Origin of the sequence: Vibrio sp. T20, from assembly GCF_007858795.1 — a bacterium.
In the GTDB taxonomy this organism is placed as follows: domain Bacteria; phylum Pseudomonadota; class Gammaproteobacteria; order Enterobacterales; family Vibrionaceae; genus Vibrio; species Vibrio satsumensis.
In genome coordinates this window covers 25,623-41,723 of sequence record NZ_VFEB01000061.1, presented here as the reverse complement: position 1 = coordinate 41,723, position 16,101 = coordinate 25,623, and the positions used below count along the sequence as shown (strand labels likewise).

Here is a 16,101-nt window from a genome sequence, read left to right as displayed (position 1 = left end):
AAACAAAGCGTTTGATTCGAAACACCTGAATTTAAGCATTGAATTAAAAACAAACAAGTTAAAAACAATATGGAGAAAAACATGTTTACACGAGCCCTAGCGCTATTGGCGCTGTGCCTTTCTTTACCTGCATTGGCTTATCAAGAAGGGGATTCGTTGTCGCCAGACGTCATCGAAAAACTTCAACTCAACAAGGATGAACTGACCATTGTCGACTTCTTTGCAGAGTGGTGCGTCTCTTGCCGCGAAGAGCTACCAGAAGTTAATCAACTCTACACCGAACTCAAAGGCACAGGCGTCACGTTTAAAGGCGTTGATGTGGATGAAGATGTTGAAGTTGGCTTGGCGTTTCAAAAGCAGCTCGGACTGGAATTCCCTGTTGTTAACGACCCTGAACAAGCATTGATTGCCGAGTTCAAGCCGATCGGCATGCCAGCGCTTTATTACATCTATCAAGGCAAGGTTATCAAGATTCGTTTTGGTGCCATTAACCACATTAGTGACGTAATTACTGACGACCTCACCCAAATGGGAGTGCAACTGTAATGCTAATCAAAGCCACCCTTGTTGGGCTACTCACCATTCCAATGATGGCTAATGCCACGCTCGAACTCGACCTAAGTGGTCTGGGAAAAAAGCCTGCGGAGCAACAAGCCAGTGATAGTAGCGCAAAAAACACAGGTCCTATCATTGAAGAAGAGATCATCTCCAGCACCGTTTATTCAAGTGGCGGTGATTATTCAAATCCAGAAGCGAAACGTGCAACCAGACGAAACATTGAGATGGTTAAACCCAAGGCAAAGCAACTGGTTATCGAACAGAAAGCACCTGAAGTGAGCAACAAACCTTCGGCTTTGGCTTTCGTTGATGAGTTTCTTGGTATTGAACCTGTAAAGCCTTGGGAAAAAGGCACATTGGCTCAAAAAGAGATGAAACCCGGTGGCACGGTGCCTGAATTCGACGTCTTTTCTGAAAAGGTCTTCGCTTACAAACAAGGTTCCGTCGGCGGCAGTGGTGTTGGTGGCGGTGGCTGTGGTTGTAACTAACCGATCCATCAACGAAAAAATCAGTATTTAAAAAACAAAATAAGAAAAAAATGAAAAAATTACCAATTACGCTGCTGAGTGCAGCGGCAGTGGCTAACGTGGCATTAGCTGAAGATCATATCTCTGTTCATTACCTTAGCTATGAGGAATACGATGACAGAGTATCAGCCAATGACACCATGGTTTCGATTGAGAAAAGTATCGGCTTAGATTGGACACTCAACGCAGAGATAAGCTACGACAGTGTTTCAGGCGCCTCTCCAGCGTGGGGGCCTACAACACCTCCCGCTTCGAATGCGGATCAGGTAAACCGCGCCCTGAAAACTCAACAAGCACAGAATAAAACCGACGAGGTTATTCGTGCAGGCTACGATCCTCACCGCAGCGGCTATGAAATCCAAAAAGTAGGCCTTGAAGACACTAGAAAATCCATCAGCTTAAGCGCGACCTATCGCGATACCTTACGTAACGAATGGACCTTAGGTGGCAACGCCTCTCAAGAAGAAGATTATGAAAGCCTCGGCATTAACGCCAAAGGTTTAGTCTATGCCGATAGCACTAAAAACCGCTCTTACAGTCTAGGTGGCTCTGCCCTTTTCGATCAGACTCAAGCGTTCGGCAAATACTCGTTGGCTTCATCAAACAGCCAGAGCTGGGAAGACATTTTCACGGGCAGTTTAGAAGCCGGATTATCACAAACCTTCACGCCGAATCTATACAGCATTTTTACCGCTTACACGGGTTACCGCAGTGGCTATTTGAGCAATCACTATTTAACGGTTCTACGTGAAGTCGATATCAACGACGACGGAAAGATCGATGATGATGAAGTGTTCTTGGGACAAGATTCTCGACCGGATACGCGACTCTCTGGCGGTATTAATATCCAAGCTTTTTACTCATTGTCCGATAGCCTAAAAATCCGACCAAGATACAAATGGTTTATGGATGATTGGGGCGTAATGTCTCACCAGTTAGGCGGCAAATTATCTTGGCGAGTGAGTGAATGGTTAACGTTGGCACCGGGCTATTTCTGGTACACGCAAGATGCGGCCGATTTCTATCGCGACCCAAGTAGTGCCGATCCTTCTTTTGCTTCATCAGGCTACGCAACTTCAGACCTTCGCTTAGGTAACTTCACGGCCAATGCCTATGAACTAGGGGCGAGTATCAAGGTACATAAGAAATTACGCTTAAATGCGCTTGCTGCATATTACGAACAGAGCAACGGTTTTGAAGCGCAATGGTGGGCGGTTGGAGCAACCTATGAGTTCTAACCTGCCCTTTGTACATCGCTTTCATGCCATGACCGTACCCTGTGAAGTGCAAATTTTGTCGATGGATTTGGCTAACTTTCCAGAGGCAAGTGCAACAGCAATCGCGACCAAGATAGAGCAAAACACACGCCGATTGGAAGACAAATATAACTTCTACTGCGACGACTCGTGGCTAACACAGCGCATTAATCAGCGAGCATCATGTGATGTCGAACTCGATTCTGAATCTGCCGAGGTTTTCCAACACCTCGACCGATTAAGTCAACTGACGTTCGATACCTTTGATACTACGGTCGGAAGCATCAAACATCTTTTAAAACAAAAGCCGAAGATGTTGCACAGTCATGCTTTCCAAGCCTTGTCTTCTGCTTTGGGTAAGCAAGCATGGGAGCTGAAAGGGACAATAGATCTAAAAGGCACTGTCGATTTACAAGGGACCCTCGATCTACAAAAGACAAGGCTACACGTCCCTGATTCACGCACTCGCTTCGACTTTGGCGGCGTCATCAAAGAGTACGCCGTTGACCAAGCCGTAGCGATCGGAAAACAACTCGGCGCGACGTCGATGTTAGTGAATTTTGGCGGTGACATCTATGCGCTAGGAACCAAACCGGATGGCTCGGCATTTAACATTGCTGTCTTAGATCCAAGAGACAACAAGACCCCATTTTTCGCAGTTCCGTTAACGAACGCAGCGCTCACGACCTCAGCTCACAGTGAACGCCAGGTGCAATTTGGTGACAAGACCACCTCTCATATTCTGTCAAAGCAAGATGTCGAGCAGAAGATCCTTTCTGTTACCGCTATCTCGTCGTCCACATTAGAAGCAGGCGTGCTCAGTACTTCACTGACATTGAATCCCAACATATCAGTACCTGAAGATAGCGCTGTTATCTACATCGACGATCAATTACACATTCACCAAAACACGGAGTTCCTTCATCCATGAAGTGCTACCTACTTACGTTAATTCTATTGTTTAGCGGATTGTTACATGCTCAAGAAAACGAGTTTCTTCCCGTTGAAGAGGCCTTCCCCGTCACATGGGAAGCCACAGACCAAGGCGCGGTAATTAGCTTTGATACGCACAAGGGTTACTACCTGTATCAATCTCGATTTTCGTTCAAAGGTGAGTCGTCATTATCTACGTTAGAACCGAGTTATTCGCTGCCAGGTGAACAGAAAGAGGATCCTAACTTTGGTAACGTCATCGTATTTCACGAACCGCTTACCGTTACCGTGCCTTACACCGGAAGTGGCAAACTCATCGTGCGTTACCAAGGCTGTGCAGACAAAGGGCTTTGTTATCTGCCGCAAAAGTTAGTGCTCGATTTGCCGATGCTCGAAACCGTAGCTGAAGCCCAAGTTGAGGAGACATCAAACTCTCTATATCAAACCTTAGGTGAGATCAGTGAGGATACGAATGGCTTATCTTCGTTCCTATCCCAAGCCGGTAAGTTACAAGCGCTTCTTGTGTTCTTCTTGCTTGGCCTAGGCTTGTCTCTGACGCCATGTGTACTGCCGATGATTCCAATCTTAGCCAGTATCATCGGTGGCGAAAAAGCGATGACAGGCAAAAAAGGTGCGGCACTCTCCAGTTCCTATGTTCTGGGTATGGCGACCAGCTATGCCATGACGGGGATCTTAGTCACCACCTTGGCAAAAGGCGTCAACCTGCAAGCCGCGATGCAACAGCCTTGGTTGTTAAGTAGCTTTGCAGCGGTTTTTGTTCTGCTCGCATTGGCGATGTTCGGATTCTATGAACTCCAACTGCCTGCCGCCCTCCAGCAAAAGCTCAACAGCGGCTCAGACAAGCTTGGAGGCGGTAAGATCGCCAGTGTCTTTGCCATGGGCGCAATATCAGCCTTGGTGGTGTCACCTTGTGTCAGTGCTCCATTGGCTGGTGCGTTGCTGTACGTCTCAACCACTCAAGATTGGATGTTTGGTGGGGCGACTCTGTTCGTTATGGCGCTTGGTATGGGCATACCGCTTATCGCTATCGGCGCAAGTGGCGGGCGTCTGTTATTAAGAAGTGGCGCTTGGATGGTTTCAGTTAAACAAGTGTTTGGCGTGCTGCTATTGGCTGTTGCTATCGTGCTATTAAGCCGCTTTGTCGCTCCATCGGTCATTATGATCTTATGGGCGCTGCTCGCCATCGGTTCTGGTGTACATTTCGGTGCTTTAGAAGCCGCACAACCGGGTTGGGCGCGTACTCGTAAGTTCTCTGCTTTGCTACCATTGAGCTATGGTTTAATTTTATTTGTCGGATTTTTCTTAGGTAATACAGACCCTCTGAACCCACTTGAAAACAGGGACTCAGTCCAATCCATTGCGATCACTCCCTTTGAAAAAACAGACTCTATTGTTCAGCTAGAACAACAGTTGCAAACCGCAGCGAGCAGTGACCAAAAGGTGCTAGTCGACCTTTACGCAGATTGGTGTGTGTCTTGTAAAGTGATTGAAACCAACGTGTTCAACGACCAACAAGTGAGCCAAAAACTTAAAGAGTGGAAGACAATAAAACTTGATGTGACAGAAAGCTCTCCAGAGCAAATGGCATGGCTCAATGATAAGAATGTATTTGGCCCTCCAGCGATTTTCTTTTACTCACCCGCCAGCGGTGAAATAGAGCCTGCGCGTGTAATGGGAGATATTGATAAAGAGGGTTTCAATAAAAAACTCAAACTTGCCAATAAGCTCGCTTACACACGAACAACAGAAGCTGATAGCCAAACGAACTAAGGCCTACGCTAGATAAAATCAAAATCGCCCAATCATAAATTGGGCGATTTTTTCTTTTGTGGTTTACAGATATAAGGCAATTTATTCTGGGCTTTCTAGCTGCTCAATCACCGTTTGAGTCAATTGCTCAGTATACGGATTGATCTTCCAGTGTTCTGGACTCCAACCTTTGACAAAACGTTGAAAATCAGCCCACGCCACATAGAACATTGGTCGCCAAGCGGCTTCGACTTCATCAAACGAAAGCTGTGGCTGATAGTACGTCAATGCCTCTTCCAAGTATCGGAAGTATGTCTCTAACATATGTGACTCAAGTTCAGCGCAATCTTGCGGCCTGACAGCACTGCTCATAAACAGAGCCACGTCTTTCATAGCACATCCGTGACCGACGTACTGGAAATCGACTGCAGCGACTTTTTCACTCTCAGGATCAAAGCAAAAGTTGGCGAGCTTGGCATCACCATGCACTAAGGTTGGATATGGACACTCTCGGAGTATGCGGTCGATGTGCTGTGCTTGGTGCTTTAATTGTAAATCGGACAATGCGTTCAGCTCATCAGGGCGTGTGTCTAAATGCCAGTATGTACCGACTTGCCACAATGAGGCTGATTGTTCTTGATCTACATTGATGTGCTTTGCGTGAAAGTTAGCGAGCCATTTAAGGCAAGCATCGCGTTGTTTCTGCTCTTCTAGAGTGTAAGCAGACGCCAGTTCAGACTGAGTATCTTTGGTTGCCAGATCGTCAGAAACAGCAAGCACATCAAACTGAGAAGTTAACGGAAAGCCGATCTCCGCTAAGTCTTGCATCACAATCAGCCACTCGTTCTCTTGCAACTCACATTGTAGCCCAACAGGTACGGGGCAACGCTCATCCCATTCTTGAGTGAACGATTGATACCATTCCGTCTCAACTTGATAAGAGTGCACCTTGCGTTGGTGAGAGAGTTTGGTGTTCCAACCCTTTGGGTGTTCGGCTTTATCTGGCAATGCGACATGTTTAACAATCACACTCTTGAGTTCAGCACTGTTTTCTTGAGAAAAGACCAAGCGAACTAACTCGCCATACCCGCCCCACAGGCGTTGAATCACTTGGACATCAAGCCCTTGGTGACAACCCAACGAGGTCGCTATTTTTTGATAAAGCTCTTGTTGATAAAGCTCTGGCTGATTTTGACTTGAACTCGCTTCAGGTTGAGCTCGATTATTCGACGATATTGATTGAGACATATTACTCGTTGTTATGCTTTGTCGGATAGAAGATGTGACCACTGTGGCTGCCTATTCATATAGTGAACAACATAGCTACAAACCGGCACAATTTTGAAGCCCGCTTGTTCAATTTCGGGCAAAACCGACTCCATCATCACCTTACCAAAGCCCTTGCCTTGCAGCTCATCAGGAATGCGTGTCGAGGTGATATGTAGTACATCTCCGTCCTTTTTATACTTAACGACTGCGAACTGGTCGGGTTCTAGCTCAACCGTGATCTGGTTCACTTCTTGATCCCATTTTACTGCCTGCATTCTCAACTCCTGCAAATAATTGATACGACAAACAATAAAAGTTTGAAGTATGAGTTCCTTGTAATAGACTAACGCAAGTGCATATAAATAAAACTAAGTACTTACAAACACAGTAAATAATTTAGTGCAATCGGCTTAATATAAAATCAGCAATGATAAAGGCACTCTATAAATCTATGTGAGTACGTCCACTAAATCTAGCACGTAATAACCCCTTGTTAGCAAGCTACCAATATAACTAACAGACGCATGTTGGCGCATGGAGAACCTATAATGAACGCACCCCTGAAGAAGCCTTTGGAGCATAATCAGGCACTTCAAGACCCTCGTAATCGCACCGTTTCCACCATCAATAGCACTGATGCGCTAGCGATGATTGAGCACGGCAGTGAACTGACATTAAATGTCTCAACTCCCGTTGGCACTAAGTTTCTCGCCACCACCAAATTTATCGGTACGCACAGTGATAATTGTATTGTGGTTGAGGTTCCTGATGTATCCAATGAAGATCTGAACTTTTTCTTTCAAGAAGGTTTTTGGATGACCGCTCGGGCTTATTCTCTACGAGGTGAAGGTGCGCTTATCCACTTTAGAAGCCAAATTCACCACAAGATTGGTGAACCCTTCCCTATTCTTGTGCTGTCTACACCAAGCACGATGCAAGTGACTCAGCTGCGTAAAGAGACACGCTATGAAGTGAATTTAGCTTCAAGAATCATCTTCAACGACCAACGAGCAAACTGCGAGATAAGAGACTTATCGAAAAGTGGCTGTCGCTTTGTGACCTCACCGACCTCTCGTGCGATTCAGATTGCCGATCGAGTGTCTATTGAGATAACTCCTGAGAATTACAACGGTCCGCTGATTCCGCCATTGCGAGGCATTATCTGTAATCTGCAAAAATCGACGCACTACGCTCGATACGGTGTTGAATTTGATGATATTGGCCGAGCTAACGCCAAACACTTATTGGCAAAGTTGAAGTTCGATGGCACCAAGCTCTGCTTACGAAACGGTTAACGCCTTTTAAGACGCGACTTTCTCCGAATACCGTAAGCTGACCAAAAACAAATGGCTCCTAGCGAGCCAAACCTCAACAAATAAAAAAGCCATCGACTCTAAAATCGATGGCTTTTGTGTTCTAGCTATTTGTTTAACTGTTTATCTAAGCATTAAACTAATTAGCTATACGGTTATTTACGCAGTGCGTTCAGTTTAGCTTGCGCGATACCAAAGATAGTATCGATTGGGTAGCTCCCCTCATCACTAGCCTCACCAGCAGCTTTACCTGTGAACAGTTCAATCGCTTCTGTTACATGGTCGATGGCCCAGATGTTGAACTCTCCCTTTTCAACCGCTTTGACGATGTCGCTGCGCAGCATCAGGTTATGAACATTCGAACGCGGGATGATCACACCTTGCTCACTTGAACGACCTTTAATTTCACACACATCAAAGAAGCCTTCGATCTTCTCGTTCACGCCACCAATTGGTTGAGACTCACCAAACTGGTTCATCGAGCCAGTAATTGCGATATCTTGACGGTTTGGCTGCTTAGAAAACGCCGACACCACCGCACAGAACTCGGCCATACTCGCACTGTCACCATCGACGCCACCATACGATTGCTCGAAGGTGATGTTAGTGGTAAGCGGTACTTTCGCTGTCTTACCAAACACAGAAGAAAGATAAGCCGACAAGATCATCACACCTTTCGAGTGAATACTGCCACCTAGGTCGACGTTTCTTTCGATATCAATTACTTCGCCGTCACCGTAAGCCGTGGTAGCCGTGATTCGGTTCGGCGCGCCAAACATATGGTCAGTTGTACTTAACACAGACAGAGCATTGACCTGTCCAACCGCTTCGCCATCCACATGGATTAGCGTTGTACCATTAGTGAAGGTTTCCATCACGCTGTCTTGCAGTCGTCCGACACGCATCTGTTGGTTCGATAGCGCTTGGTCGACGTGTGTTGCACGAATCAGGTTCGATTTTGATCCTCTAGCCACGTAGTTTGACTCACGAAGCAGGTTAGCAATGTGTGCTGAGTGCAGGGAAAGCTTGCCTTGGTCACCCGCCTGACGAGAGCTGTGCTCAATGATGCGAGCAATCGCTTTACGGTCACAATGCAGCATATTGTTGTCATGCACGATGCTCGAAATGAAACGCGCGTAATGCATTTCAGAGTCGGGAGTACGCTTCATCTCATCTTCAAAATCGGCTGTCACACGGAACAGTTCACCAAACTCCGCATCGTAGTGTTGCAGAAGCTGGTAAGTTCGGTAATCACCAAACAGAATGATCTTAACGTCCAATGGAATAGGCTCAGGATCAAGCGATACCGCCCCCGTTAAGGTCACCTCTTTCTCTAGTGAAGTGAAACTCAATTGACGTGAACGCAGCGCTCGCTTCAAGCCTTCCCAAACGTACGGCTGCTCAAGTACCTTGACCGCATCCATCAACAGTACGCCGCCGTTTGCTCTGTGCAAGCTACCTGCGCGAATCAATGAAAAGTCAGTAAATACGGTGCCTTTAAAGGTCGCGGTTTCCACATGGCCAAACAGAGAGTGGTAATTCGGATTCTCCTCTACCACGATCGGCATCGCTTCCTCTTTCTGGCTCACAATCACATTGACCTTGTAGCGACGCGGCATTTTCTTATCCAAAGAGGCCGTTGCAACTTCGGCTTGCTCTGTGCTCTCTTCTAGAAAAATATCGGTGTTATCAACAATATCCTTACGTAATGCCGTGAGATACTTCTTGATCTCTGGATATTGACTGTAATCCTGCTTCAACTGCTTGATAAAGTGAGTAATCACATCTCGCGCCGTATCATCATTTAGCTTTTGAATTTTCTCTGTGTACGTCTCTTCAAGCTCAGTCAATTCACGAGAAATGGTTCGCAGTCCGACTTCCAATCCATCAATGGTTTTATCAAATTGATCTTGCTCTTCCGGCGAAAGTAGATCGAAGCTCTCTTCGGTATGGAGCTCATCACCATTCATTGCCACGAACTGGTAATCACCCTGAGTGGTGATCGTCAGGTTGATACCTTTATCTTTCGCTTCTTGGCTAATGCTTTCTAACGCGGCTTGTTGCTTAGCTGCTAATTGGTTTTTAAGCCTGTCAGCACGGCTAAAGTACATCTCGTTATCAAACGCTAGAGGCATACCTTTTAGCAACTTACGCATCAATTTTTCAATATCTTGCTTTAAGCTGCTGCCTACGCCACGAGGCAATTTCAGTACCTTAGGTGTACGAATATCTTCGAAGTTCGCGATATAACACCAATCAAAAAGCTCCTGCACTTCTTGAGGGTGACGGTTTAGATAGCGCAAGATCATGGTGCGTTTACCCAGACCATTTCGCCCTATCGCATAAATGTTATAACCCTTTTCCTTAATTGACATCGCGAACTCAACGGCTTTTTGTGCCCGTTCCTGTCCGACGATTTCGTCAATTGGAGCCAGTTCTTTGGTCGACTTACATGGTAGCTTGTCTAATTCCGCTACCTGATACAGTTGTTCTGTATTGAGCCTTTGCATCGCCATCGCCGCCTCCTTAGTCCTTCATTACTTGGGTGTAGATAAAATCAGTGTAGATGTAATTTCCTACAAATTTAGTGACTTACGCTACACAGCTGTTCAACCGAACAAATAACACACAATTTAAGCCATATTTAGGAATAGCCCGTCATTTAATTCACCAACTTAACATGTGAATGATTTTAATTTGCAATTGATAATAAATATCATTAACATTTTAAGATATTATAAATTGAGGATGTGGATATGGAAATTGAACGATGTTGGATGCACTACCTAAAAGCTGAACAGTTAATGGAACAAGGTCACTGGCCCGAAGCACAGCGCCTCTATGGTGATGTTCTAACCTCTCTTCCTCATCACATCCAAGATGCCGCATACCAAAGCGATATCAAACCCTGCCAATTTGCATGCCTGCTTGCCGGGTTGAGAGACGCCAGTGTCGCTCAATCCGAGATACTCAACCGCTTAGGTCAGCATCAACAAGCCTTCGATACCTTGAATCAATCTTACGCGCTGATGCAATTTATCTCTCTTGAGAACACTGATCTGATTCAACGTACCTTTGGGTTACTGGAAAAGCAGAGCGAAGATTTACTCAATCACCTGATCGCTTTTTGCAGCGCTCAGCGCAGTTCGCACTGGATGCTCGAATTAGAACAAATACAACGTGCTCATCACCATTTTGGGCAACTTAAAACAACGTCAGAAGTTCAATCTTCACCTAATGTCTTAAATTGATAAGGATATATCATGTCGGACCGGGCCATACTTAAAGTCAATAACCTCTCCGTTAGCTTCACCACCAATGATGGAATCATTGATGCGGTCAAAAAGGTTAACTTTACCCTTAACTCAAGCGAAACCTTGGCCATTGTTGGTGAATCAGGTTCAGGTAAATCAGTCTCTTCCAACGCGCTTATGCGTTTGCTTCCTGATAACGCGATTATCGATCAACAATCAGAAATCGAGTTTGAGGGACAATCGATTCTAGGAAAGACTGAGCGAGAAATGCAGTCAATTCGTGGCGATAGAATCGGCATGATCTTTCAGGAACCAATGACCTCTTTGAATCCATACCTGCGTGTCGGTACTCAAGTGGCGGAAGCCATTATGTGTCACCGTAAGGTATCGAAATCAAAAGCAAAACAGCGTGTGTTAGAGCTGTTCAACCTTGTGCATTTACCTATGCCAGATCAGGCTTACACCAAGTACCCCCATGAATTTTCAGGTGGTCAGTTACAGCGCATCATGATCGCAATGGCACTGATCAATGAACCGGATATTCTGATTGCCGATGAACCCACCACAGCACTCGATGTAACGGTTCAAGCAGAAGTGCTTTCTCTTATCAAAGAGATACAAGGCAAGATGGGGATGGCTATTTTGTTCATCACCCATGATCTCGGTGTAGTGAAGCACTTTGCTGACCGTGTGCTGGTGATGTGTAAGGGTGAATTGGTCGAGGAAGGGCTTACTCAAGAGCTATTCGATAGCCCTAAACACGATTACACACGTATGCTAATTAACTCAATTCCGAAAGGCGCGAAAGTTCCTGTTGAGGCATCCGCACCTGAACTGCTTTGTGCAGAAGATATTCGCGTGAAGTTCTTGATCAAATCTCACTTTATCCAAAGTAAGAACCAGTACTTCGAAGCGGTTAAAGGCATTTCGTTGAAACTGAAACAAGGTGAGACTTTAGGTATTGTGGGAGAGTCTGGTTCAGGAAAATCAACCCTTGGACGCGCATTGATCGGCTTGCTGCCAAGCAGCGGACGTATTGTTTACAAGGGCCAAGACGTGAGTTTATTAACCGATAAAGAACGTCACAAGCTTAAGAAAGATGTGCAGATGGTGTTCCAAGACCCTTATGGTTCTTTATCACCACGTATGACGGTTGGGGAGATCATCACGGAAGGCTTAACGGTGCATCAACCTCACTTGTCAAAACAAGAACGTTTAGAAAGAGCGCGTAAAGCACTGATTGAGGTTCGCTTAGAGCCAAACTCAATTAACCGTTACCCGCACGAATTCTCTGGCGGACAAAGACAGCGTATCGCGATTGCTCGTGCGTTGATCCTTGAGCCATCTTTCATCCTGTTGGATGAACCGACGTCAGCACTCGACCGCTCAGTACAACTGACCGTGATTGACCTACTGAAAGATATTCAAGCGAAGCACAATATTGGCTTCCTGTTCATTAGTCATGACCTCTCAGTAGTGAAAGCACTTTCAGATCGTGTATTGGTGATGCAGAAGGGTGAAGTGATGGAAGAAGGCTCTGCTGAAGAGATTTTTAATGCGCCGAAAAACGACTACACCAAGAAACTCATCGCTGCGTCATTCGATTTAGAAAATAATTCGGAAAAAAATGCAGCTTAAAGGGAACTAATCAAGATTAACAGCGTCTTACAGATACATTCTGAAAAAGCATCTAATGGATTGCACTCTAGAATGGATATAGCAAAACTGGTTTGGCCGCCAAAAGAGAAATGTCGCATGGATGCGACATTTTTCGTTTCTGGCGTATATGAAAAATCAACTCAGCGATTATGAAGGTTTGCTAAAATTGACGGACTTTAAACAGGGTTAGCTGGTAGTCGGTCACAGTCGCAGAGCGGCTTCGTTCAACTCGTAGTTGGACAATTCCGTGTCAGTAAGTTTGCTAAATTAGCATTCCATGAATAACTACAGGTATGGGAACGTCGCTTAGCTTGGTGTCCAGTATTGATAGTGCGGGTTACAGTATTCTAAGTCACCAATTTAGCCCATCAACAGTCAGTTTCATTCCCGAAATAAAGAGAAAAAAATAGCACAATCGATACACCCATATTTGATTTACACGGTGTAATAACCACACTCCGAGCTTAACGCCAACAGGAGCGAGAGGCATCAGAATCAAGGCTGTCATCACATTCATCGTGTCGAACTCACCTAATGCAGCATAAGGAACAAGCTTGGCTAAGTTGACTAAGCCAAACAATACGGCCATGGTCGCTACCAAAACAACTTTATCTAGCTTCAATGGCAACATGTAAATACTGGCTGGTCCACCGCCCGCGTGAATCGCAGTGCTAGAAAAACCACTCAACGTACTCCAAAACCATGCACTTATTTTTCCACCAGCTTTTTTCTCATCTACACCCAAGAGTAAATACTGACCGCAAAACAGCAGGGAAAGAAGACCAATGAGTAACTTCAATCCAGCCTCAGGTGTGATACTCAGAAACAACCCTGCCAAGATAACGCCAAGAACTGCCCCCGGAAGCATATTCTTAATGACTGAATAATCAGCATTACGATAATGATGTTTTACCGCAAACACATCCATGACACACAATATTGGTAGTAAGATAGCAGCAGCTTGAGTAGGTGCGATGGTCATAGCCATAAGAGGTACCGCGATAATACCTAATGCACCACCTAAGCCCCCCTTTCCAATTCCATAAATCAAAACAGCAGGGATTGCAGTAACATAAAACCAAGGTTCAGTCACAATAAGCATAAGCGGTACCATTTGTTTACAAAGGTTTTTTTAGCAACACCATTTCTTACCATCAACCAAACCCTTTTTGATTCAAAAAGAGTCGACTGCGTTTAATATCGACTAAAGTGCCATCAGAATGTCTAGGATCACGCTCTTGCTCAATGGTAATCCAGTCTGAATAACCGATTTGATTTAAAGCCAACTGTACTTCAGCATAATTGATAACACCCTCACCGATCGGACACATTACACCTTGCGCACAAGCCTCCCAAAAACCAACCTTTGCTTTAATAACACCAGAAAAAATTGCATGGTTGATATCTTTAAAATGAACATATTCTAAGCGAGATGAGTATGCGATTAAACTGCCCGCAGGATCCATTCCAGCGTAATACAGATGACCCGTATCCAAACAGAGCCCTACCTCTTCACTCGTCAAATCTGCCAACATTCGATCAATCTCATCGCGGTATTCTATATAGCCTCCCGCATGGGGATGAACGACAGGACGAATTCCATAGTGTTTCGCGATGACAGCAATATCACGAATCGTATGCATCATTGTGTCCCAAAGCTGGTTATCTAATCTTGGAGCTTCATCACTCAATCCAGCGCATGCACTTCGCGCATCATTAACACAATCGATCACAACCAATTTTTTGCTGCCAATACGCTGAAGCATCGAACATAAATCATGTGTTCGGCTCAATATATCTTCTTTATGTTCTAAGGAGGAAAGTGGCTCAAAAAGTGTCCCTGCACAAATCACCAAACCATTCTCTTTGGTCGCCGTGTTAACAAACTCTCCTTCTAGAGGCATGTAGCCAAACGGGCCTAGCTCTATACCTTGATATCCAGCAGCTTTGCTTTCCAAGATTACGGTATTCCATGATGGATTGTGGACGTTAGTGGCAGATTCCACGCCCCAACAACAAGGTGCGCATGCAATTAAGCTATTCATGACTATTCTCCATTCAATTCGACGTTAATACGCAGTAATAACGCTCAAGTAATATACGCCAATTACTTGCAGCTTCATCTTGCATTTATGCAAACCGCGTTTCTGCCAATGGCTATAACACCTCTTTCTCAGTGCCTTTAGAATGAATCTACCAACAAAAAATAACCGCACGCTGCGTTTTGTGTATTTACGAACTCTCAGCACTTCATTGAACTGTTAACTCAGCTTGACCTTGATACAGGATATTACGATGGAACCTATCTACATTGTTGCAGCGAAACGTACACCAATTGGCAGCTTCAACGGCGCACTATCTTCAGTTTCTGCACCCACACTAGGCGCAGCTGCAATTAAAGGTGCAATCAGTCAATGTCATATCGACCCGACTCTTATTGATGAAGTCATAGTCGGTAATGTGCTCAGTGCTGGTATTGGCATGGGACCGGGGCGCCAAGCCGCAATTCAGGCTGGGATTCCAGAAACGGTCCCGGCATACACACTCAATATGATCTGTGGAAGTGGAATGAAAACGGTCATGGATGCGGCAAGTCATATCAGAGCGGGAGATGCTGAGATCGTAGTTGCCTGTGGAATGGAGAGCATGTCTCAAGCCCCATTTGTACAAACGCATAAAGTTAGAAGTGGCGTTCGCATGGGAAATATTTCGTTAGAAGACAGCATCATTACCGATGGTTTAACCGATGCGTTTAATCAATACCACATGGGAATCACCGCAGAAAACATTGCAGAATCACTGTCTATCTCGCGTGAAGAACAAGATGCGTTTGCACTCAAAAGTCAGTTAAGCGCGGCAAGTGCACTGGAGACCCACGGCTTTAGAAGTGAAATAGAACCAATAGAAGTATCGTTACGTCGCAAGCAATATACCGTCGAACTTGATGAGTACCCAAAAGCCGATAGCACATCAGAGAGCCTTGCCCGTTTACGTCCAGCTTTTAAAAAAGATGGCACTGTTACCGCTGGAAATGCCTCGGGTATTAACGATGGTGCAGCCGCGATCATCTTGGCATCAAAATCAGCTGTGGAACGGTATCAACTAAAACCAATGGCTGAAATCATTAGTTACGCTCAAGCAGGTTTGTCTCCGGAAATTATGGGGCTAGGGCCTGTTCCAGCTATCGCGAATGCACTAGAAAAATCTGACATCTCACTGCAAGACATCGAGTATTTTGAGCTTAATGAAGCCTTTGCAGCTCAAGCTATCGGCGTAACAAAGCAGCTAGCTGAACAACACAATGTTGAGCAAAGTTGGATCTTAGATCGCACAAACCATAATGGTGGCGCTATTGCTTTAGGTCATCCACTTGGAGCATCAGGTATCCGTATCCTTGTTAGCTTGGCGTATCAACTAGAGCGAAAACAACAAGACTATGGCTTGGCATCTTTATGTATCGGTGGAGGCATGGGTACTGCCGTGATCATCAAACGTTGCTCGTAGCCAAGTACTAAACGACAAAGTAGAAAACGACCAAGTAAAGAACGGCTAGCATGACTGC

Annotated in this window: 14 protein-coding genes; 9 read left to right on the top strand and 5 right to left on the bottom strand. The window is 45.3% G+C overall.

Translation table 11 applies throughout. From position 1 onward, the window contains the following. The first annotated feature begins 81 nt into the window (after window positions 1-81). The 5 genes from FTW16_RS04650 to dsbD are packed head-to-tail and all read left to right on the top strand — an operon-like array spanning window position 82 to window position 5,065. Window positions 82-546, top strand: a complete 465-nt coding sequence (locus FTW16_RS04650; RefSeq protein WP_017075288.1) for a TlpA family protein disulfide reductase — start codon at window positions 82-84, stop codon at window positions 544-546. Further along, the gene (locus FTW16_RS04645) at window positions 546-1,046 is read left to right on the top strand and encodes a DUF4266 domain-containing protein (protein ID WP_146490232.1); all 501 of its coding nucleotides are present in this window, start codon (window positions 546-548) and stop codon (window positions 1,044-1,046) included. The genes FTW16_RS04650 and FTW16_RS04645 overlap by 1 nt, the downstream gene beginning before the upstream one ends. A gap of 50 nt (window positions 1,047-1,096) precedes the next feature. Beyond that, window positions 1,097-2,323 carry a DUF3570 domain-containing protein gene (locus FTW16_RS04640; RefSeq protein WP_004732807.1) on the top strand — a complete coding sequence of 409 codons (1,227 nt, stop codon included), beginning with the start codon at window positions 1,097-1,099 and terminating at the stop codon, window positions 2,321-2,323. Beyond that, window positions 2,313-3,272 (top strand): FAD:protein FMN transferase, encoded by a 960-nt coding sequence (locus FTW16_RS04635; RefSeq protein ID WP_146490231.1) that lies wholly within the window; start codon window positions 2,313-2,315, stop codon window positions 3,270-3,272. The genes FTW16_RS04640 and FTW16_RS04635 overlap by 11 nt, the downstream gene beginning before the upstream one ends. After that, window positions 3,269-5,065: a protein-disulfide reductase DsbD gene (gene dsbD, locus FTW16_RS04630; protein ID WP_146490230.1), complete on the top strand. Its 1,797-nt coding sequence runs from the start codon at window positions 3,269-3,271 to the stop codon at window positions 5,063-5,065. Before FTW16_RS04635 ends, dsbD begins: the two co-directional genes overlap by 4 nt. An 81-nt stretch (window positions 5,066-5,146) precedes the next feature. Here the strand turns inward: dsbD and FTW16_RS04625 are convergent, their stop codons facing one another. Both FTW16_RS04625 and FTW16_RS04620 read right to left on the bottom strand, forming a co-directional pair. Beyond that, a complete protein-coding gene (locus tag FTW16_RS04625; RefSeq protein ID WP_146490229.1) occupies window positions 5,147-6,292 on the bottom strand; it encodes a phosphotransferase in 1,146 nt (381 codons plus the stop codon). Between the two features lie 11 nt (window positions 6,293-6,303). After that, window positions 6,304-6,588, bottom strand: a complete 285-nt coding sequence (locus FTW16_RS04620) for a GNAT family N-acetyltransferase (protein WP_146490228.1) — start codon at window positions 6,586-6,588, stop codon at window positions 6,304-6,306. A gap of 273 nt (window positions 6,589-6,861) precedes the next feature. Here FTW16_RS04620 and FTW16_RS04615 point away from each other — a divergent pair, with 273 nt between their 5' ends. After that, window positions 6,862-7,608 carry a flagellar brake protein gene (locus FTW16_RS04615; protein ID WP_146490227.1) on the top strand — a complete coding sequence of 249 codons (747 nt, stop codon included), beginning with the start codon at window positions 6,862-6,864 and terminating at the stop codon, window positions 7,606-7,608. Between the two features lie 173 nt (window positions 7,609-7,781). Here the strand turns inward: FTW16_RS04615 and FTW16_RS04610 are convergent, their stop codons facing one another. After that, on the bottom strand, window positions 7,782-10,142 hold the full coding sequence (locus FTW16_RS04610; RefSeq protein ID WP_146490226.1) for a Lon protease family protein: 2,361 nt from the start codon (window positions 10,140-10,142) through the stop codon (window positions 7,782-7,784). 240 nt (window positions 10,143-10,382) lie between these two features. Here FTW16_RS04610 and FTW16_RS04605 point away from each other — a divergent pair, with 240 nt between their 5' ends. Together FTW16_RS04605 and FTW16_RS04600 are read left to right on the top strand one after the other, a co-directional pair. Continuing rightward, entirely contained in the window at window positions 10,383-10,877 is a 495-nt protein-coding gene (locus FTW16_RS04605) for a hypothetical protein (RefSeq protein WP_146490225.1), read from the top strand. Window positions 10,878-10,889: 12 nt separating this feature from the next. Further along, window positions 10,890-12,518, top strand: a complete 1,629-nt coding sequence (locus tag FTW16_RS04600; RefSeq protein WP_146490224.1) for an ABC transporter ATP-binding protein — start codon at window positions 10,890-10,892, stop codon at window positions 12,516-12,518. 373 nt (window positions 12,519-12,891) lie between these two features. Here the strand turns inward: FTW16_RS04600 and FTW16_RS04595 are convergent, their stop codons facing one another. Together FTW16_RS04595 and FTW16_RS04590 are read right to left on the bottom strand one after the other, a co-directional pair. Further along, window positions 12,892-13,641: a sulfite exporter TauE/SafE family protein gene (locus FTW16_RS04595; RefSeq protein WP_146490223.1), complete on the bottom strand. Its 750-nt coding sequence runs from the start codon at window positions 13,639-13,641 to the stop codon at window positions 12,892-12,894. Between the two features lie 52 nt (window positions 13,642-13,693). Beyond that, window positions 13,694-14,584 carry a TIM barrel protein gene (locus FTW16_RS04590; protein ID WP_146490222.1) on the bottom strand — a complete coding sequence of 297 codons (891 nt, stop codon included), beginning with the start codon at window positions 14,582-14,584 and terminating at the stop codon, window positions 13,694-13,696. A 250-nt stretch (window positions 14,585-14,834) separates the two neighbouring features. Here FTW16_RS04590 and FTW16_RS04585 point away from each other — a divergent pair, with 250 nt between their 5' ends. Continuing rightward, entirely contained in the window at window positions 14,835-16,043 is a 1,209-nt protein-coding gene (locus FTW16_RS04585) for an acetyl-CoA C-acetyltransferase (RefSeq protein WP_146490221.1), read from the top strand. Window positions 16,044-16,101 lie beyond the last annotated feature (58 nt).

Excerpts from the sequence above, each read along its gene's own strand:
- FTW16_RS04650 (WP_017075288.1), top strand. The coding sequence starts at position 82 with ATGTTTACACGAGCCCTAGCGCTATTGGCGCTGTGCCTTTCTTTACCT.
- FTW16_RS04645 (WP_146490232.1), top strand. The coding sequence starts at position 546 with ATGCTAATCAAAGCCACCCTTGTTGGGCTACTCACCATTCCAATGATG.
- FTW16_RS04640 (WP_004732807.1), top strand. The coding sequence starts at position 1,097 with ATGAAAAAATTACCAATTACGCTGCTGAGTGCAGCGGCAGTGGCTAAC.
- FTW16_RS04605 (WP_146490225.1), top strand. The coding sequence starts at position 10,383 with ATGGAAATTGAACGATGTTGGATGCACTACCTAAAAGCTGAACAGTTA.
- FTW16_RS04615 (WP_146490227.1), top strand. The coding sequence starts at position 6,862 with ATGAACGCACCCCTGAAGAAGCCTTTGGAGCATAATCAGGCACTTCAA.
- FTW16_RS04610 (WP_146490226.1), bottom strand. The coding sequence starts at position 10,142 with ATGGCGATGCAAAGGCTCAATACAGAACAACTGTATCAGGTAGCGGAA.
- dsbD (WP_146490230.1), top strand. The coding sequence starts at position 3,269 with ATGAAGTGCTACCTACTTACGTTAATTCTATTGTTTAGCGGATTGTTA.
- FTW16_RS04625 (WP_146490229.1), bottom strand. The coding sequence starts at position 6,292 with ATGTCTCAATCAATATCGTCGAATAATCGAGCTCAACCTGAAGCGAGT.
- FTW16_RS04595 (WP_146490223.1), bottom strand. The coding sequence starts at position 13,641 with ATGCTTATTGTGACTGAACCTTGGTTTTATGTTACTGCAATCCCTGCT.
- FTW16_RS04585 (WP_146490221.1), top strand. The coding sequence starts at position 14,835 with ATGGAACCTATCTACATTGTTGCAGCGAAACGTACACCAATTGGCAGC.
- FTW16_RS04590 (WP_146490222.1), bottom strand. The coding sequence starts at position 14,584 with ATGAATAGCTTAATTGCATGCGCACCTTGTTGTTGGGGCGTGGAATCT.
- FTW16_RS04635 (WP_146490231.1), top strand. The coding sequence starts at position 2,313 with ATGAGTTCTAACCTGCCCTTTGTACATCGCTTTCATGCCATGACCGTA.
- FTW16_RS04620 (WP_146490228.1), bottom strand. The coding sequence starts at position 6,588 with ATGCAGGCAGTAAAATGGGATCAAGAAGTGAACCAGATCACGGTTGAG.
- FTW16_RS04600 (WP_146490224.1), top strand. The coding sequence starts at position 10,890 with ATGTCGGACCGGGCCATACTTAAAGTCAATAACCTCTCCGTTAGCTTC.